Annotated in this window: 10 protein-coding genes and 1 pseudogene; 6 read left to right on the top strand and 5 right to left on the bottom strand. The window is 42.9% G+C overall.

Annotated elements, in window-relative coordinates:
* Window positions 1-4: 4 nt before the first annotated feature.
* Window positions 5-3,088, bottom strand: coding sequence for a TonB-dependent receptor (locus N824_RS05675; RefSeq protein WP_048904182.1), 3,084 nt, complete (start codon window positions 3,086-3,088; stop codon window positions 5-7).
* A gap of 226 nt (window positions 3,089-3,314) precedes the next feature.
* Between N824_RS05675 and N824_RS05670 the strand changes: the two genes are divergently transcribed.
* A complete protein-coding gene (locus N824_RS05670; RefSeq protein ID WP_048904181.1) occupies window positions 3,315-4,331 on the top strand; it encodes a GntR family transcriptional regulator in 1,017 nt (338 codons plus the stop codon).
* Between the two features lie 9 nt (window positions 4,332-4,340).
* A complete protein-coding gene (locus tag N824_RS05665; RefSeq protein WP_048904180.1) occupies window positions 4,341-5,939 on the top strand; it encodes a solute:sodium symporter family transporter in 1,599 nt (532 codons plus the stop codon).
* A gap of 2 nt (window positions 5,940-5,941) precedes the next feature.
* On the opposite strand, the gene N824_RS05660 is transcribed toward N824_RS05665, so the two are convergent.
* Window positions 5,942-6,526 carry an RNA polymerase sigma factor gene (locus N824_RS05660; protein WP_048904179.1) on the bottom strand — a complete coding sequence of 195 codons (585 nt, stop codon included), beginning with the start codon at window positions 6,524-6,526 and terminating at the stop codon, window positions 5,942-5,944.
* A gap of 140 nt (window positions 6,527-6,666) precedes the next feature.
* Here N824_RS05660 and N824_RS05655 point away from each other — a divergent pair, with 140 nt between their 5' ends.
* On the top strand, window positions 6,667-8,166 hold the full coding sequence (locus N824_RS05655; RefSeq protein WP_048904178.1) for a serine hydrolase: 1,500 nt from the start codon (window positions 6,667-6,669) through the stop codon (window positions 8,164-8,166).
* Here the strand turns inward: N824_RS05655 and N824_RS05650 are convergent.
* Entirely contained in the window at window positions 8,163-8,621 is a 459-nt protein-coding gene (locus N824_RS05650; protein ID WP_048904177.1) for an SRPBCC family protein, read from the bottom strand. The two genes, N824_RS05655 and N824_RS05650, sit on opposite strands and share 4 nt — an antisense overlap.
* 131 nt (window positions 8,622-8,752) lie before the next feature.
* Between N824_RS05650 and N824_RS05645 the strand changes: the two genes are divergently transcribed.
* From N824_RS05645 to N824_RS05635, 3 genes are all read left to right on the top strand, one after another.
* Window positions 8,753-9,790 carry a bifunctional transcriptional activator/DNA repair enzyme AdaA gene (locus N824_RS05645; RefSeq protein ID WP_048904176.1) on the top strand — a complete coding sequence of 346 codons (1,038 nt, stop codon included), beginning with the start codon at window positions 8,753-8,755 and terminating at the stop codon, window positions 9,788-9,790.
* Window positions 9,791-9,872: 82 nt separating this feature from the next.
* A complete protein-coding gene (locus N824_RS05640) occupies window positions 9,873-11,291 on the top strand; it encodes an MFS transporter (RefSeq protein ID WP_048904175.1) in 1,419 nt (472 codons plus the stop codon).
* A gap of 63 nt (window positions 11,292-11,354) precedes the next feature.
* On the top strand, window positions 11,355-14,993 hold the full coding sequence (locus N824_RS05635; RefSeq protein ID WP_048904174.1) for a CheR family methyltransferase: 3,639 nt from the start codon (window positions 11,355-11,357) through the stop codon (window positions 14,991-14,993).
* A 49-nt stretch (window positions 14,994-15,042) separates the two neighbouring features.
* Here the strand turns inward: N824_RS05635 and N824_RS05630 are convergent, their stop codons facing one another.
* Together N824_RS05630 and N824_RS05625 are read right to left on the bottom strand one after the other, a co-directional pair.
* Window positions 15,043-16,230 carry an efflux RND transporter periplasmic adaptor subunit gene (locus N824_RS05630; protein ID WP_048904173.1) on the bottom strand — a complete coding sequence of 396 codons (1,188 nt, stop codon included), beginning with the start codon at window positions 16,228-16,230 and terminating at the stop codon, window positions 15,043-15,045.
* Window positions 16,231-16,238: 8 nt separating this feature from the next.
* Window positions 16,239-20,624 (bottom strand): annotated as a pseudogene (locus N824_RS05625) (CusA/CzcA family heavy metal efflux RND transporter).
* Window positions 20,625-20,637 lie beyond the last annotated feature (13 nt).

Raw genomic sequence — 20,637 nt, 5'->3', positions numbered from 1 at the left:
GTTTTTAAAAAGTGATGTTTGCGCCAATATTGATCAAACGCTGTTGCGGATAGTATTGTCCTGAGTTGCTTGGTACTTCCGGATCAAAGGATGGCCCGAATTTGTCAACAGAAAACAGGTTGGTACCACTGATATAGATCCTTGCACTTTGCATCTTTAACCTTTCGGATACTGATTTTGGCAAAGTATATCCTAACTCTACATTTTTGAGCCTTACAAATGAAGCATCCCTTAACCACAGATCAGATTCAAGTGTATTTACCCCAAAAGTTCTTCCGGTTGGGCCGCTAAAGTTTCTTGGGTACTTGGTGTCACCCGGTTTTTGCCACCTCTGGTCAAAAAATTCGGTCACCATATTTAAGCCTGCAGGTGCCAGGTATGATTTTGCCCTTGCCTGTCCCTGGAAGAAAACCGAAGCATCTATGTTTTTCCATGATCCGCCCAAAGCCAAACCAAACATGATCTCTGGCGTACGCACCAACGGCATTCTCACTTTATCAAGGTCGTTTATAGCACCATCGTTATTTACATCTTTATACCTGATGTCGCCTACGCCTGTTCCTGCCGGATGTGGGCTGTTATCAATTTCCTGCTGATTCTGATAAATGCCCTCCGATTGGTACAGGAACCAGGAATCGATAGGGATATTGGTTTTGCGCTGGTATGAGGGGATATTTGCCGCCTCATCCATAAAGATCACCTTGTTTCTGGCAAAAGTGATGTTACCCCTGATGTTATAGGTAAAGGAATTACCTATAGCATTATTGTGGGTGGCTTCAAGCTCAACACCACGGTTCAGCACTTTTCCAAGGTTTTCGTTTGGCAGGGTTAGTCCAGTATATCCCGGAACAGATTCACTCCTGGTGATCAGTATGTTGGAACGCATGGACCTGAACACATCTACATTAACACCCAATTTGCCATTAAAAAACTGCGATTCCAGGCCAATATCGGTAGTGGTAGCCAACTCCCAGGTAATGTTAGGGTTAGGTGTTGGTCCAAGCACCAGCGATGAAACCTGTGCAGCTCCTGAGCCAAGTGAATAGCCATAACCTGTACCCAGCAGATAAGTCTGCAGATAATTAAAAGCGCTCACAATATCGTTACCTGTTCTGCCCCAGGATGCCCTTAATTTCAATTCATTAATCACATCTGATTTAAAGAAATCTTCCTGGGAAATACGCCATCCTGCAGAAACTCCCGGGAAAAACCCATAGCGTTTTCCTTCTGGAAAGTTTTGCGACCCATCATAACGCATCGTGTAATCAATCAGGTACTTACTCTTATAGTTGTAAGACAACCGACTGATGTAATTGATACGGGCAGCTTTTGCAGCATTAGAATTATTTTGCTGACCAATAAGACTCCCTGCAAACAGCTGATCCAGACCATTACTCAGGTAATTTGATCTTGAAGCGTTGATGACATCTGTGTTTCCTTTAAAGCTTTCGAAGGCCACAAAGGCATCAAATGCGTGGTCACTGATGGTTTTTGAATAACCTAGTTTTAAATTGAGCAGCCCCTGCCCTATGTCCCCTCGTTGTTCAAAAAGCGAAGGTGCTATTGATGAGATCACCTTTACATAGTCTTTTGTAGCAGGGTCATACCTATATGCCGGTGGTGGCGTTTTGGTAAATGATTTGGTTTTTGAGACGGTTTTATCGTAAGCATAATAGCCATATACAAATAGCCCCTGCGTAACCTTATCCAGTTTCCAGCTAAAGGACGCTTTGGTTTGCAGATAATCGGTCGAAAAACGTTGATACCCTGCCTCGCCCGAGGTAATGTACACCATGCTGTTATCCGGGCCGCCGCCAATACCTACGCCCACAAGTCCGTTAGGGTAAACTGGCGTCAGGTAAGGATAGGCTAGCCACAGTTCCCGAAAAATACCACCCGCATCATAGCCGCGTTTTGCCGCATTGCGAAATTCACTACGATAAGATACATCTACACCAAGTTTAAAGTTATCGGTCACATGCACATCCACGTTTGCCCTTGCCTGATCTTGCTTGTAATAGGCTGCCTCACGGCTGTAAATTCCATCTTGTTTCTGATGCTGACCAGAGAAGAAATAACTTACTTTATCAGTACCCCCACTTAACGACATGATGTGGTTTTGCTGCAGGGCACGAGTTTTCATCACCACATCCCACCAATTGCTGTTTGGATGACCCAGCGCGTCAGATCCGTCACGGAATTTTTCAATATCTTCTGCCTTCCAGGTAAGTTGTTGGCCTAGTAAGGCATCGTATTCATTCGTCGCCTGGGCATATTGATATGAACTAAGCATTTGAGGAACACGCGTCGGCTGTGTGGCGGCCCAATTGGTTCCAAGTGTAAGTACCGGTTTGCCCGACTTTCCTCTTTTCGTGGTAATCAGAATAACACCATTAGCCGATCTGGCACCATAAATAGCCGCGCTTGCATCTTTAATCACGGTAAAGGACTCTACATCGGCGGGATTTAACCTGGCAAAACCGCCGGACCGATCAGGAATCCCATCGATAACTACCAAAGCACCAGAATTACCCAGTGTGCTCTTTCCACGAACAAACACATCGGCATTGTCGTTGCCAGGTTCGCCGCTTCTGGCATTTACAATGAGTCCAGGAACCTGACCCGCTATGGAGTTGGTAAGGTTGGTTGACGGTGATTTTGCCAATTCCGCACCGCTGATAGTTGCAACAGCTCCGGTCAGGTTTGCGCGCTTCTTGGTTCCATAGCCAACCACCACAATTTCGTTCAGTCCAGATCCAGCTGCCGCTACAAGTTGCACTTCAATGTGCTTCCTGCCGTTCACCGCGATCTCCTGATCGGTGAATCCGATATAGCTAAAAATTAATACCGCATTATCCGGTACACTCAGACTGAATTTCCCTTCACCATCGGTTTTGGTACCCAACTGGGTCCCCTTTACACGCACCGTGGCATTTGGCAAGCCAATATTATTGTCCGTTACCCTTCCGGCGACCTGCTGTTGAGCAAATGCGTGGGCATAAAAAACGAAAAAGAGCAGTAATAGCATAAGCTTTTTCCGGAGCAAATCAGGATAGCCTAACTTTTGGATAGTAAGTTTCACGTTCATATTTGGTTTTGTTTTGGTTACTAATAGGACAGCACATTTGCTAGTCTAGTCTATACTGTTCTATTATTACGTAAATATAAAGGAAGTTTTTTTATAATTGCAAATTTTAGTTTCATAAGTACCTTATTTTATGTTTAATGATTAACTAAAAATTATTACCTTGTGAAAAAAAAGAGATAAATAACATTTTTTATACCTATAGACTAGTGTAGTCCAACCTACCAATATGATAACCATCTTTGAAAAAATACAGGAACTTGAAGAAGTACCTTCTTATTCCAAACACGAGCAATTTGTACAGGGTATAATTAATGCTATCGACGAAAGAATCATTTCTAAGGGAGAGGCGCTACCTTCTATAAATGTCCTGATCAAAGAGCTTGGCTTTGCAAGGGAAACTGTAATGAAAGGCTACAGGGAACTCATCAGCCGCGGAATAGTAGAATCAAAAAACAGGCTCGGTTATTTTGTAGCAAATGACGACACAGAGCAAACCTTAAAGGTGGCGCTGCTCATGTACCTGATCGACTCCTTTCAGGAGCAGTTTTACCGGAACTTCAGAAACGAATTGGGGCCAAATGTACATATCGATGTTTTTTTCCACCATGGCAACATCACCATGTTCGAAACCATGCTGGATATGATTAAAGGTAAATATGGGGTGTATGTGATCTCGCCGATACCTCACCCCAAGACCAAACACCTGCTGGATATGCTGCCCAGCAACAAGGTCATCATGTTCGACCGCTACGAACCGCTTAAAGGCGAGTTCAACCACATCACCCAGGAATTTGAACAATCTACCTACAGGGTATTGGCCGAGCTGGCAGAAACCATTAAAAAATTTGATGAAATGATCTTTTTTCATGTACCCGGCTCTCTGGATCCGGTTGAGATCATTAAATCCTTTAAAAAATTCACTAAAGATTTTAGCGTAAACACCAGGATCTTAAACGAGTATGAGCCCGGAAGCGTAGAAAAGGGAAAGGTTTACTTTACCCTAAACAACTCCGAAATATGGAAAATACTTAAAGATTGTGAAGCAAAGCAGTTACAGCCTGGCAAAGACATAGGTATCTTATCGCATAACGATGAGGTGGTGAAAGAAATCATTGGCGGTGGCATCACCACCTACTCTGCCGACTTTTCTTTAATGGGCATAAAAGTGGCGCAGGCGGTATTGAAAAAGGAAAAAGTACAGGAAACCATTCCTACTGTACTGATCAGAAGAAAATCGTTATAACCTGCAAAGATGAATGCAACGGCCTTTATCACCTTTATTGTTGTTACCTTTCTTGTAGGGGTGATTTCCTGGTTCAAAACCAGAAGGCATAAAATAACCACCTCTGCAGGTCTTTTTCTGGCCAACCGAACCTTAAGCTTTACCGCTGTAGGTAGCGCTTTATTTTTCACGAACATCAGCGCCGCAGAATTTGTTGGCAGCAGCGAATCGGTATACCTAAACAACATGACGGTAATGGCCTGGGGAATAAGCTCAGTATTTGCCATGCTGGTTGTTTCTGAATTTGTGATCCCCGTTTATTTAAAAGGCGCCATGTCTACCACTCCTGATTTTCTGGAAAACAGGTACGATCCGGGAACAAAGAAATTGGTGTCCTTCCTGTTTCTGATCAGTTATATGGTAAACCTGCTCCCTATTGTGCTTTACAGCGGTGCCGTTGCACTGAATGGCTTATTTCATTTTTCTGATATCTGGCACATCAGCTATGCCAGCAGCATCTGGATCCTGGTTTGGTGTATTGGTCTTGTAGGTAGTTTATATTCTATTTTGGGTGGCTTAAAAGCCATTGTGATCTCCGATCTGGTTTTAGGGATCTGTATGTTTACCGGGGCAGTGTTACTGGCGTACTTCGGGTTGAGTCATGTGGGCAACGGCAACCTTCAGCAAGGCATACACACCATCCTTACCTCAAAAACGGAGCATTTTAATTCCATAGGCACATCGGCGGATGCCGTCCCCTTTTCTACAATATTTACGGGCATGATCCTGATGAACCTTTTTTACTGGGGCACTGAACAGGTTATCGTTCAACAGGCATTGGCTTCATCCGATCTCGAAACCAGCCAGAAAGGGATTGCCCTTGCCTGCGCGGGAAAATTGCTTGGACCGCTGCTTTTCATCTTACCCGGAATTATTGCCGTTCATATGTACAGCAGCATGCAAAACACTACCGAGGTATTCTCCAGAGTCGTAAGTGATGTGTCTCCACCCATACTAAGTGGTTTTATTGCAGCCGTTATTTTTGGCGCAGCAATCACTTCCTTTTCACCCGGATTAAACAGTGCCAGCACACTGTTCACCTTAAATCTGTACAAACCTTTTAAGGAAAAGAAAGGAGCAACTGTTACGGAAGCCGATCTGCTGAGGAACTCGAAGAGATTTGAGATGTTTGCTTCTTTACTGGCGATGTTTATCGCACCGCTGATCATTTTCTCCAGTGATACTTTCTATACCTTTATGCAGAAGATCAATGCAGCTTTCAGCATCCCCATCTTTACCATTATGTTTGTGGGTTTTGTGACCAAAAAAGTTCCTCCAATTGCCGCTAAAATAGGGCTGGCGTTTTGCTTTGTCGGCTATATCCTTACCCAAATTGTATGTGATACAGGCATCCATTTTTTGCATATCCTGGCCATCCTCTTTTTGCTAACTACTGCCATCATGCTGATCATCGGAAAACTGCTTCCCATGCAAACCGCTTATGTTGCACAGAATAAACAGCTAGTAGACTTAAAACCCTGGAAAAACCGGCATTGGATAAATGGGCTTTTACTATTGATCATGATTGTTTTATTTGTGCTGTTCTCCCGATCAGGAATTGCATCGTAATCCTACCGATTTTTCATCAACCAGGTAACTACTTCAATAGTAAGCAAACCACCCAACGAACCCCGCAGCTGACTTAGCGCTCTGGTCATATGGCTCTCAACGGTCTTCGTAGAAATGTTCAGCCTTTGCGCTATTTCTTTGTGGCTAAGATTTTCTACCCTGCTGAGTTTGTAAACTTCTCTGCACTTCTGTGGCAAAGTGGCTACAATTGAATTGATCTGCTGAAGCACTTCTTTATGCTCCAAACTCCCATAAGCCGAAGGCGCATACAAACGTTCTTCGAGCCCATCAAATATACCTGCATGAGCTTTTTGCGTTTTAATCTGCCTGAACACTTCGTGCCTGCAGCTGGTAAACAAATATGCCTTTAGGGAAATACTGATCTCCCGGCTTTCTCTTTTATCCCAAAGTTGAATAAAGATCTCGTGGATAATATCCTCACAGGCTTGCTGGTCTTTTAAGATATGGTAAACAGAGACAAAAAGTCCTTCCCAGTATTTATTGTAAATATGGGCAAGCGCCTGCTCATCACCTGCTTTCATCAAAGCAAGGATGTCAGCATCCGTATGGTTGCTATAGTCAGTCATTAACAATAAATCTCTAACTATAAAGCTATACAATATTAAGGGAATGTTAACGAATTAAACTGAAAATAATTAAGTATCCCGCCCAAACTCAACAACAGAATTACAGATTTATGTATATTTAATGTACAATCCCTAAACCAATGAACCACAAGCCATTAGCCAAAACCATTCAAGAAATCTTTATAGTTCTGTTTTTGCTTGCCCCTTCCCTCTCCTTTAGCCAGCAAAAAGACTCAGCTGCTCTTGATCAGTTTATTGCAAAACAGATAACCGACTATAAAATCCCAGGTCTTGCCATTGGTATCATCAAAAACAACAAAGTGATCTTTAAAAAAGGCTATGGTGCAACCAGTACAGCCAAAGGGTTTCCGGTAAACACTAAAACCATTTTCCCCATATCCTCCTGCACAAAAGCTTTTACCGCAGCTGCACTGGGTATACTTGTCGAGGATGGAAAAATCAAGTGGGACGACAAAGTCATCAAATACCTGCCGAATTTTAAACTGAGCGACCCATGGATTACCAAAGAACTTACCATTACCGACATTTTAAGTCACCGGTCTGGCTTAAAAACATTTGATGGCGATCTGCTTTGGTACGGTACAAAAAACACCAGGGAAGACATCGCAAAATTAATCCGTTACTCACCCATCCGAACCAATTTTCGTACTGATTTTGCTTACCAGAACATCATGTACCTCGTAGCCGGACTTGTTGTGGAATCTGTAACCGGCAATACATGGGACGCGTTTTTAAAAGAAAGAATTTTCAGCCCCCTCAAAATGACCGCCACCTCAACCAACAGGGACTCCATAACCAGCGAAAGCAATTTTGCCCGGCCACATATTCAAAACAAGCCGATTGAACCGCTCAACATGCATAACATCAGCCCTGCGGGAGGTATAGATTCAAATATCGACGACATGCTAACCTGGATACAAATGTGGCTTGCACATGGCCGGATTAATGACACCACCATATTAAACGATGGCACTGTTAATACCATAACCAGTGTTAAAACACTGTTCTCAAATAATAAAGATGATGGCTATGGGCTAGGCTGGTACATTCGACACACCAAAAATGGAAAAGTAATTAACCACAACGGCGGGATGCCGGGATACATATCCAGCGTGGTTCTGTTTCCCGACAGCAGCTCGGGTATTGTAATCCTTACCAACAAAATATCCCAGGTTAACGATGAGCTCGTTAAAGCAATTACCGGATACCTGACCCAAAAAGACACATTTAACTGGAAGGAAGCCGACAAAGAAATGTCTGGAAAAAGTACAGTTTTCGATTGGGATAAGAAAAGAAAACCTCAGCCTAAAAAGAGCGCGTTAATACCCAACTTTAGTCGTTATGAAGGTGAATACGAAGATATGGTCTACGGTAAAGCAGTGATCAGAAGAGAAAAAGGAAAACCTTTCCTCGAATTGCTTCCCACAAAGGAACTCTTTTCGGGGTTTTTATATAACATCGATGCAGATCGCTGCAAGATCATCTTTAATGATCCCTTTGTACCCGAGGGTGAAGTGATTTTTGTTAGGGATACCAATAAAAAGATCACAGGTTTCAAGCTAGATATTGACTCCAATGACTTCTTATTTAACGACCTCGCCTTTGATAAAATCCCTTAATTTTTTGCAAACTTATCTGCTATTAAATTCAGATTGATGCCGTGCTCCAAATAGGCCTTTAATCCATCTACTACAGTAGTAAAACCACCACTGGCTCCATTGATCTCGGCAAGCAGTTCATCACCGGTAGTCTGAAAACCATACTGCGTAATGGTAACATAGGTGGTGCCTTCGCTCAGTGACTCAAATTCAAAATCAACAGGGGTTGAATACTGATCCCATTCAACAGCTATTTTCTTATTGGGTACAATTTCTTTAACCAGCACAGCGCTGGAAACATGATACATTTCCCATTCCCAGGTAACCGTTTTTCCCTCTTCTAGTCTGCCGCTTCCCTTGGTGAACCAAAAATGCCTGGTGATCTCAGGATCAATAAATGCTTCAAATACTACCGCCACCGGTCTTCTGATCAGCATCTGCGCTTGCACGCTTGGCGTTTTATTCACTTTTTCCATATTATAAATATAATAATATCCGTACTAGGTCTGTAGAAAACTGGTTAAGTTGAAGAACTAAAAAAATACTTGTCAGGTTTTCGGTTGTACACTGCGCCCAACTAACCTAATTTTGAAGAAAAGAAACAGAAATGCTCACCAACGAAATCATGTACAACGCCATCCTTAAAAAGGACATCACTTTTGAGGGAACTTTCATAACAGCAGTTAAAACCACAGGTATATTTTGCAGACCAACCTGTACCGCAAGAAAACCCAAGGCAGAAAATGTGGAGTTTTTTAAAACGACCAGCGAAGCAATACGCAAAGGCTACAGACCTTGCAAAGTGTGCAATCCGCTTGAAAAAATTGGAGAGACCCCCGATTTTATTAAATCGATCCTCGACGAATTAAATGCAGACCCATCTCTAAAATTTAAGGACTGGGACTTAATTCAAAAAGGTATTGAGCCCAGCAAAATCAGAAGGTGGTTTCTTAAAAATCATGGCATTACCTTTCATTCCTACCAACGGATGTTTCGGATCAATTATGCATTTAAAAGAATCCAGGATGGCGAAGCCATTACTACCGCAGCATTTGATGCCGGTTACGAATCTTTAAGTGGTTTTGGTGATTCCTTTAAAGCGATCTTTGGCGTTTCTCCTTTAAACAGCAAAGACAAACAAGTCATTAACATCACCCGACTCGAAACCCCACTCGGAACTATGTTTGCCTGCGCCATTAAACAAGGCATCTGCCTTTTAGAATTTACCGATCGAAAAATGCTGGAGACGGAATTTAAAACACTGGCAAACCAATTAAATGCCACTATCATTCAAGGCAACAACACACATTTTGATCTGCTAAAGCAGCAGCTTGACGAATATTTTGCCGGCAAAAGAAAACAATTTACAGTGCCCTTGTTTTCGCCCGGAACAGAATTTCAGCAATCTGTATGGCAAATTCTACAGGAAATCCCATATGGTGCAACACGTAACTATAAACAACAGGCCTTGGCATTGAATAAACCTGAAGCTGTTCGCGCAGTTGCAAATGCCAATGGATTGAATAGAATCTCCATTTTAATTCCATGCCACAGGGTAATTGGTACAGGCGGAAGCATGACTGGCTACGGCGGCGGACTAGTCAGGAAAAAATGGTTGCTCGATCTCGAAAAATCAAACTCCTGATTTCTTAATTTAAAACTCATTAGGCTTATTCATACCATGAATGAGAAGGATTTCTTATGCCTAAAAAACAGACTAAACGATCATGAAAAAGAAAAAAAACAACTCAAAATGGCTTGCATTGCTAATCGTTTTAACCGCACCAATGCTCTATGTAATAGACATTTTCATCATCAACATGGCAATACGGGGCATTAAAGCTGGCGTTAATGCTACCGACGGAGAAGTGCAGCTCGTGATAGCAGGGTATTTGCTGGGGAGTGCTGCTTTTCTGATTATTGGCGGCCGCGCCGGAGATTACCTTGGCAAAAAGAAAGTACTGTTCTGGGGCCTTTTTCTCTTCACCTTAACCTCATGCATCTGCGGTATTACACAGACAGCCCTGCAACTTAACATTGCCCGCTTTTTTCAAGGAATCAGCTCTTCAATAATGGTTCCTCAATCCATTGCTTTTATACAAGTATTATTTACCGACCCCCAGGAAAGGGCAAAAGCAATAGGCTGGTACGGCGTCACCCTAAGTATCGCGGCAATTATCGGCCAGATATTGGGTGGATACCTGGTAGACAAATCTTTTTTAGGAATTGAGGGCTGGCGGTTGATCTTTTTAATAAACCTTCCGGTAGGAATTGCAGCTTTATGGGCAATATGGAAGTATTTAAACGAGACCGCTAAAGACACCAGACAAAACTTTGATTACTCCGGCGCAATGATTTTAACTGCCGGACTATTTTGCCTGATCTATCCACTTGCAGAAGGGCGCGAAGCGGGATGGCCACTTTGGAGTATGATCATGATCCTATCCTCGGTCTTTATCTTTACCTTTTTCGTCCGCAATCAAAAGAAAAAGCAGTTGTTTAACAATGCTCCTTTAATAGATGTCTCTCTTTTTAAATTGAAGGAATTTAACATTGGATTGCTCGCGGTATTGTTCCATTTTATGATGCATACGGCCTTTCTGTTAATGAGCGCGGTGTATCTTCAGAACGGCCTTGGCTTGTCTGCACTGGATTGTGGTTTGTATTTCGTATTACATGCCGTTCTTTTTATGATATCGGCAATGCTGGCGTCTAAGCTGATCGTTAAATTTGGAAAATGCGTATTGCAATTGGGTGTGGTCATTATCATGGTATCCTTTATGCTCCAGATTCTGCTTTTTAAACCACAGATAAGCGGGTTATGCGTCATTTTACTTATTGGACTGTATGGCCTGGGCAACGGGCTTGTACTTCCATCTCTCCTTACCATTGCATTAAGCAGTATTCCAACAAAATTTGCCGGCGTTGCCGCTGGCATTTTCTCCACCTTCCAGCAAACAGCCTCCGCTCTGGGGGTCAGCATTTTGGGAGGTGTATTTTATTATCAGATTAGCATAAACAAGGCCAATCCCGATTACCTTAAGGCGTTCGATTATGGTATTGCCGCCAACATGGCTTGCCTTTGCTTAGTGATATACCTGCTTTACCTTATCCCCAAACCCATTAAAGCCAATAATGGAGAATAAGCCATTAATATTGATTATCTTTGAGTAGGCAGCGATAAGTGTATCCTCGTCGAATTTGACTTCATGACCAGACTAAAAAAAACAGAACTCGAAATTTCTGATGATCAATTCCCTGTAGTGGGAATTGGAGCTTCAGCAGGAGGACTAAAAGCCATAAGTCGATTTCTAAAGGCTATCCCGCCGAAGTCTGGAATAGCTTACGTATTTGTTCAGCACTTAAGCCCTGATCACGAAAGTTCCCTCCCGGAACTCCTGCAAAAAATATCAAAAATACCCGTACATCAGATCACAGACGACATTCATTTGGAGCCGGATAACTTTTATGTTATCCCCGAAAACAAGATCGTAACCGCCACAGATGGAGTTCTTAAACTCTCATCGCTTGACGATAAACGCTATAAAGTAAAAGTAATAGACCGCTTTTTCTCCTCGCTGGCCATTGTACACCAGGGCTATGCAATCGGCGTAGTTTTATCGGGCTCATTAAATGACGGCACACTGGGTTTAGAGGCCATTAAGGCCTATGGAGGTATCACTTTTGCACAGGATGAAGATTCTGCAGAGTATAATGAAATGCCCGCAAGCGCCATACATGCCAAAACGGTAGACTTTGTGTTAAACCCCGAAAAAATTGCAGCGCATCTCCTCCACATTAATACACCATTTTACAATAACCATATCAACTCAACATCCGAAGATAAGGGTTTAAGGGACGAAGAGGTCTTTAAGCAAATACTTACCTTACTTCGGGTACGCCGAGGGGTAGATTTTTCATTCTATAAATCAAGCACTTTAAAAAGGCGCATTGTACGTAGAATGGCCTTAAAGGGAACCGACAAACCGGAAGTTTACTTATCCCTTCTGCGCGAAAAAAAGGACGAACAGGATGCACTATACAACGACATGCTCATTTCGGTTACTAATTTTTTTCGCGACCCCGCCATCTTCGAGACCTTGTGCACCACCGTACTCGCTTCAATTATAGATCAGAAGAAAAACGGTGAACCCTTACGGATCTGGATTGCAGGTTGCGCTACCGGAGAAGAGGCCTACTCTATGGCAATTTGCTTAACCGAGCAGCTGGGCGATAAAGCTTCGGCAATGAAAATACAGATCTTTGCTACTGATATTTCTGAAACGGCAATTAACAAAGCACGTACAGGCATTTACAGACCTACCGATGTCGAGGGTGTTTCAGAATCTCGCCTGCGTCAGTTCTTTAATAAAATTGATGGCAACTATCAGGTCAGAAAAAGCATAAGGGATATGTGCGTTTTTGCACATCATAACTTTTTAAAAGACCCGCCTTTCTCCAGACTCGATTTAATTACCTGTCGTAATGTTTTAATCTACCTGGAGCCGGTGCTGCAGAAAAAAGCAATTACGGCCTTTCATTATGCCCTGGCTAATCATGGGTTTTTAATGTTGGGAAAATCAGAAAGCATTGGCAAAGACTCTGATCTTTTTCTACCATATAACCATGCAGGCAAAATTTTTCAACGGATTGGCATTCCCGGAAGAATTATGCAGGTAACCACTCAGGGTAGCGAACAGAATTTTAAAAATGTTGATACCAGTGCACGTAAAGGAGCCGAAGAACCGGATATTTCCAAACTTGCCGACCAGGTGGTACTGGCTAAATTCTCGCCCTCGGGAGTACTGGTAAGCGACAACTTTGACATTATACAGTTCAGGGGAAAAACAGATGCCTGGCTAGCCCCTTCGCCCGGAAGAGCCAGTTTAAACCTGCTAAAAATGGCAAGAGAAGATCTGGTTTTTGAACTCCGGAATTTATTGCAGCTGGCGAAAAAAAACCAAACTCCTGTAGAAAAAAAGAATGTTGCCTTTAGCCTCAATGAGCAAGAGCAATTTGTGGATATAGAAGTTACCCCCATTGTAAAACCCGAAAGTGTACATTACCTGGTATTGTTCCAAACCGGTTTTTCGCCTGTGCGTAAAAGACCTTCATCAAAAGCCGGAAAACTGGTTGAAAGCGACAAAGACCTGAGGTTAAAGCAGCAGGAAATGGAGCTGGCTCAACTCAGGGCAGAAATGAGGAGTGCTACAGAAGAGCAGGAAGCAGCTCACGGAGAACTGCAAAGTGCAAATGAAGAACTCCTTTCCGGTAGTGAAGAGCTGCAGAGTTTAAATGAGGAACTGGAGACTTCAAAAGAAGAGCTGCAAAGCACCAATGAAGAGATCAACATCATTAACAATGAACTGACCGGCCGTAACGAAGAACTCAACAATGCAAGGGTATATACAGAGGCCATCATCAATACCATTCGTGATCCTTTGATTATCCTGGATAAGGATTTAAGGGTAAAAAGGGCAACAGATGGATTTTACACCAAATTCCAGGTTACCAAAAAAGAAACAGAAGGAGAATATTTCTATGATCTTGGCGACCGGCAATGGAACATCCCATTGCTGCGTGATCTGCTGGAGAACATCCTGCCCGAGAAAAAGATTTTAACTGACTTTGAGGTGAGCCATGTTTTTCCGACAATAGGCCTGCGCATCATGAGTTTAAACTCCAGGTTACTGGAAGGCTTAATATTACTCGCCATTGAAGACATTACGGATAAACGGAAGGTAGAACAGGGATTAGCTGAAGTAGAATTGCTGTTTAAAGAAAGTAAAGAACGATTAAAACTTGCCGTTGAAGCCGCAGGATTAGGCACCTGGGATTACAATACCCTTACCGATGAATTGATATTTGACAGCCGTTCTAAAGAACTTTTTGGACTTAAGCCCCATCACGACATCACCTATCAGCAATTCATAAATATGATCCATGTTGAGGATCGTGCTGATGTAGATAAAACCCTGAAACAAGCACTCGCAGGCATCAACAATGGCGAGTACGAAAAAGAATTCAGGGCATCAGAAGGGGTGATTAAAAAACTGAAATGGGTCAAATTTAAAGGCAAAGCGTATTTTAATGCAAAAAATAAACCTTATCGCTTTGTGGGAACATCATTAGACATTACCCCTCAAAAGATGCATGACCAGACGATAAAAGAACTGTTGCAACACAAAGATGATTTCATCAGCATTGCCAGCCATGAGTTAAAGACACCACTGACTAGTCTAAAAGCATCAATGCAGCTGATCAACCGGCTAAAAGACGATTCTTTTTCAGATAAGCTGAATTCATTGATTGCCATGTCAACCAGGAGTTTAGACAAAGTAAGTATATTGATAGAAGACCTGCTGAATGCCAGCAGGATTAACCACGGCCACCTTGCGCTCAACAAAACGCAATTCAACATCGCTAAAATGGTTGATGACTCCTGTTATCACATTCGTGCAGCAAATAAATACGCTATAATTACCACTGGCGATTTAGCACTGGAGATCTATGGCGACAGCGACAGATTAAGCCAGGTAGTGATCAATTTTGTGAACAATGCCATCAAGTATGCCCCGGAAAGTAAGGACATTACCATTGCTATTGAAAAACAAAAGGAGAATATCCGGGTTTCTGTAAGTGACAAAGGCCCTGGCGTTCCTGAAGAGAAAATCCCCCATCTGTTTGAACGCTATTACCAGGTAAACGGCAAAAACTCCACTTATTCCGGTTTAGGATTAGGCTTATTCATCTGCACTGAAATCATAAAGAAACACGATGGAAAAATAGGTGCGGATAGTAACCTGGGCCAGGGAAGCACATTTTACTTTACCCTGCCTATAAAATAGCATTAGCGAGTGTGCTATGGCACACTCGCTGCAACACGGCAACTTTGCCCTAATGCCCATGCCCGGCTTCTTCGCTATTTTTCAATTTAGACAGCAAATCATAAGCCCCCTTTAAAACGACCTTTCCATTTACATCCACACCTTCGGGCAACCGCACCTCCAGATATCCCCCATCACTTACCCCAACGCTTGCTTCTACCATCTTAAAATAATACATCCCCTGTTTCTCCGAAGCCTGTGAAACGAATATGTATTTCTTGCCTCCAAAGTCAACTACAGCGCTATTTGGTAATGCCTGCACCTGACTGGTTCCCGTTTCAATATATGCTTTAAGATATGCCCCGGGAATAAAACTGGTGCTTCCTTTTGAAATGGCATGAACAGTAATCGTTTTATCGGCGTTAATTTCCCGGCCAACCAAATCTATAACTGCAATCTGCTCTTCGGTGTCGTTAGCCATAGAAAAACGAACCCTTTGACCTGCCTTGACTTTCGAAGCGTCTCTTTCAAACACGTTCAACTCCACATGCAAATTAGCACTGTTTACAATCTCAAACATCGCATCATTCGGGTTCACAAACTTGCCTGTATTTACATTTACTTTGGTTACGTAACCCGTAATCGGTGAATAAATATTGATTTGGCTTCTGATATTGGCGGCCGATAAACTTACCGGATTAATATTGATCAGTTGTAACCTTTGTTTCAATGCGCTTTCTCTTGCCAGCATACTTTGAAATTGTGCGCGTGCCTGCTGCAGTGTTTTCTTTGCATTTACATTCTGCTCTGCCAGCGTCTGTTGTCTTTTATACTCCGAATCCGCAAGCTCCAGCTGACTTTTACTCTCCAGGTAATCTTGCTGTAACAATACATATTCCTGATTTTGCAAAACAGCAATTACCTGCCCTTTACTCACGGTACTGCCCTGCAATAATGGAGTCGATTTGACAATCCCGCCCATTTGGGTGGTAACACTTACCAGATTTTGCGGTGGCACATCAATAAAGCCATTAACTTTTAAAAGTCCGCTTAAATCTTTCATTTCCGGCGAGCCTAATGTAATGCCTGCGGTTTTATATTGCGCCGCTGTAAATTCCACCATATTTTCATCCTCATGGCTGGTGCTTTCTTCTTTAACTGCTGCTGTTTCCTCTGACTTTGGCGTATTCCCACCGCAGGAGGTTAAAACCCCAGCGAATAGGGAAACATAGATGATCACTTGAATAGTTCTTTTCATTTTCTTAATTATAAACCACTGAGGTATTGAAGTGTATAAACTGATTGATTGTATTGATTGATAGCCTGCAGATAGCTGAAATGGGTTTCCGAATATGTCCTTAATCCCTGAAGATATTCTACATAACCGATCTCCCCGTTTTGAAACGCGATCTGCGATTGTTTTAAAATCAGATTGGCATTGGGCAGGGCGCTTTTCTTGTAGTAATCGATGCTCCGTGAATTTTTAAGCAAGGCCTGATTGGCCTTATTGTACTGGCCCTGCAGATTGGTCTGGAAAAGTTCATACTGACTTTCGGTGACCTGCTTTTCTATTCTGGCGGCTTTTATACGGGCCGAAAAAGGCTTAAAGAATAAAGGAATGGCTATTCCTGCCTGTACCCCCTGAAATCGTTTACCACCATTAAAGTACTGATCTTGTCCGTTTACGGTTTGTGTGCCGATAATGGACTGGTTAAAGTAGCCTAGCGTAAAATCAGGCCCTGAGCGGGCTTTCTCCACGCCCAGTGCCTGATCGGCAATCTCAATCTGTTGCTTTTGCAGGGCAAGCTGAGGGTTTGCACCAACACGATGACCTGCCGCGATATTCCATTCTGCCTGTATAAACTGCCCCTTAACAATTTCAAGGGGTTGTTGTGTATTGAGCAGACGTTGCAGTTCAGAAGTATAAGCCAGGATATCCGATTCGTTTTCGCTCATCTGATTCCTTACTTCATTGTACTGCGTTTCGGCAGTGGTTTTCTCCAGCAGATTGGTCTCCCCTGTTTCATACCTTAAGGAAGCTGCTTTTAAGAAATTGCTATACACAGAATCCTGACTTTGATACAGGTCTTTTAAAGCAATGAAATAAGCGAGGTTCATATAAGTGCTCTTAACCTGGTAGCTCAGTTCGTTTTGTGCAACAGCAACATTAATTTCGGCCCCCTTGATCTGCGCATCATAGAGATTACGCTGGTTTTTAAACAGTCCCGGATTCGGAATACTTTGGGAAACACTAAAATTATTGTCCTTTTTAATTCCATTAATTTGTCCGTATTGCACCTCAAGATTTGTTTTTCCTAAGTCGGTCGAGCTACCTCTTAATGCCTGCTGCTGATTAACCTGAAGGCCTGAAGATTTTATAGCCTGATTATTTTTAAGGGCAGTTTGCACGGCCTGCTCCACAGTAATCGGGCCTCCTTTTACAGCGGTTTGCTGTGCCTTTGCCACAACGGGTACGGTAAAACTGAGCAAGGTCATAATGGCAATTATTGCTGCAGGAAAACTTGTTTTAGGCTTACGTTTATAGCCTTCGAAATAAGTATATAACACGGGTAATACAATTAAAGTTAAAATAGTAGAAGTAATGAGACCACCGATTACAACGGTAGCAAGTGGCTTTTGAACCTCTGCCCCCGCGGCGGTTGAAATGGCCATGGGCAGGAACCCTAATGAAGCTACAGTGGCGGTCATCAGTACCGGTCTTAAACGGATGGCTGTACCTTTAAGCACAATTTCATCTAATCCATATTTATCAAGTTTACGGAGCCTGTTAAATTCGGTGATCAGTACAATACCATTTAACACCGCAACACCAAAGAGCGCAATAAAACCAACTCCCGCAGAGATACTGAAAGGCATTCCACGAAGCAGCAGTGCAAAAATACCACCTATTGCCGCCATTGGAATGGCAGAAAATATAAGTACCGATTGCTTAACCGATCCAAAAGAGAAATACAATAAAAGCAGAATCAGCGCCAGGGCAACCGGAACAGCAATAGAAAGCCTTTGAGTTGCTTCTTTCAGGTTTTCAAACTGTCCGCCATAAGTGATGTAATAACCGGTTGGCAGTTTGATCTGCGCATTGATCTTTTCTTCAATCTCGGTTACCACACTGGCAATATCACGTCCCCTTACGTTTAGTCCAACAATGATCCTTCGCTTGGTATCTTCACGCTGGATCTGATTTGGCCCCACTTTAAATTCTACCTCAGCAAGCTGATCAAGCGGAACCTGGTTGCCGTTGGGTGCTGACACATACACATTTTTCACATCACTAATGTCTTGGCGGTTCTGTTGCGATAAGCGCACCACCATGTCATAACGCTGCTCACCCTCGTAAACTACTCCGGCAGACTGGCCTGCAAAGGCAGTATTAAGGGCCTGATTCACTTTATCAACGGTTAAACCATACTGGGCAATCCTATCGCGGTTGATCTTCACTACGATCTGCGGAAGACCTGTAGCCTGTTCCAGATAAAGGTCCTTTGCGCCCTCAACCGTAGCAACAATTTTCCCGATCTTTTGCGAAATATCGGTTAGCGCGCTCAGGTCATCTCCAAAGATTTTTATTCCGATATCCTGCCTTACTCCTGAAATCAGCTCGTTAGAGCGAAGCTGAATGGGCTGGGAAAAACCAAAGCTTACTCCTGGCACATCCTCAAGGGCTTTACCCATAAGTTCTGCCAGTTCTACCCTGTCCTTAGTGGTTGTCCAGTCTTTCTTATCTTTTAAAATAATGGTAAGATCACAGGCTTCCATAGGCATTGGATCAGTCGGAATCTCGGCTGCGCCAATCTTTCCGATCACCTCTTTTACCTCCGGAAACCGCTTAACCAGGATATCAGATGCCTGATTTACTTTATCTATGGTTTGCGAAAGCGAGCTTCCGGTAAGCAAACGGGTTTCGACAGCAAAATCTCCTTCTTCCAGGGTCGGAATAAACTCTCCTCCCATTCTCATAAACAGCAATATACTGATGGCCAATAGTACTACAGACGACAGCACCACAGCCATACGTTTACGCAAAGCGGCATGTATAATCGGGGTATACTTCCTTTGAAAGAAATCCATCATACGGTCTGAGAAATTACTTTTATGTGTTGCCTTTTTACTTAAGACCAGTGAGGATACCATTGGTACATAAGTAAGTGAAAGCAGGAAGGCACCAAGAATAGCAAATGAAACAGTTTGTGCCATAGGGCCGAACATTTTCCCTTCAATACCCACCAAGGCAAGTATGGGTAGGTACACAATTAGAATAATGATCTGCCCAAAGGCAGCAGCACTCATCATACGCACAGAAGATTTCTCTACCTGTGTATCCATTTCGCGTTGAGTATAGGCCCTGCCCAATTTATTACCTGTAAGGATGTGCATGGTGGCCTCCACAATAATTACAGCCCCATCTACGATCAGGCCGAAGTCAATAGCCCCCAGACTCATCAGGTTTCCTGATACCCCGAAGAGGTTCATTAACGAAATGGCAAAAAGCATGGATAGCGGAATAACCGAGGCGACTACCAATCCGGCCCGCAGATTCCCCAAAAAGAGCACCAGCACAAAGATCACAATTAGTGCTCCCTCTATAAGATTTTTAGCTACGGTACCCATGGCGCGGTCTACCAAGGCACTTCTGTCCAGAAAAGGTTCAACAACAACCCCTTCCGGCAGTGTTTTATTGATCCGCTCTATTTTAGCTTTTACCTTTTTAACCACATCATTGGCATTGGCACCTTTAAGCATCATTACAATACCGCCAACGGCTTCACCATGGCCTTTGGTGGTTGCYMWGRTMRGMRSWCCATAACGGATGGAACTGCCCAGTTGAACAGTAGCAATATCTCGGATAAGTACCGGAATTCCATTAGCATTGTTCTTAACCACTATTTTATTGATGTCGTCTAAACTGCCAATTAATCCCTCACTGCGGATAAAATAAGCGGTTGGTTTTTTATCAATATATGCACCACCTGTATTTTGATTACTGGATTCTAGAGCAGTGAAAACATCAGCAATACTTAAATTGAGGCCCCTTAATTTATCAGGATCAAGTGCAATTTCATACTGCTTTAATAAACCACCGAAACTATTTACCTCGGCAATACCGGGAGTTCCTAGTAATTGCTTCCTCACAATCCAGTCCTGAACACTGCGCAGGTCACGGGCATTGTATTTCTCTTCAAAGCCCGGTTTTGCATGGATTACATACTGGTATATTTCACCCAGACCGGTAGATATCGGAGATATTTCAGGATTCCCCAAACCTGCCGGAATATTATTCCTTGCTTCGGCAAGCTTTTCATTAACCTGCTGGCGTGCCCAGTAAATGTCCACATCATCGTGAAAAACGATGGTCACTACCGAAAGGCCAAATCTGGAAATAGAGCGTACCTGCTCAATTTCCGGAATGGTAGACATGGTTTGCTCCACAGGGTAAGAGATCAACCGTTCTACCTCCTGGGTAGCCAAAGAAGGGCTAAGTGTGATGACCTGTACCTGGTTATTTGTAATATCGGGCACGGCATCTATTGGTAATTGCTTTAGCGAATATATCCCCCAGGCAATGAGTGCGAGGGTAAATAATCCGATAACTAATTTGTTCTGTATAGAAAACTGAATGATTTTTTTCAGCATTGAATTTTAAATT

It is taken from the genome of Pedobacter sp. V48 (assembly GCF_000523515.1).
In the GTDB taxonomy this organism is placed as follows: domain Bacteria; phylum Bacteroidota; class Bacteroidia; order Sphingobacteriales; family Sphingobacteriaceae; genus Pedobacter.
The sequence above is the reverse complement of the archived record's forward strand: the minus strand, read 5'-3'. Positions and strand labels throughout refer to the sequence as shown.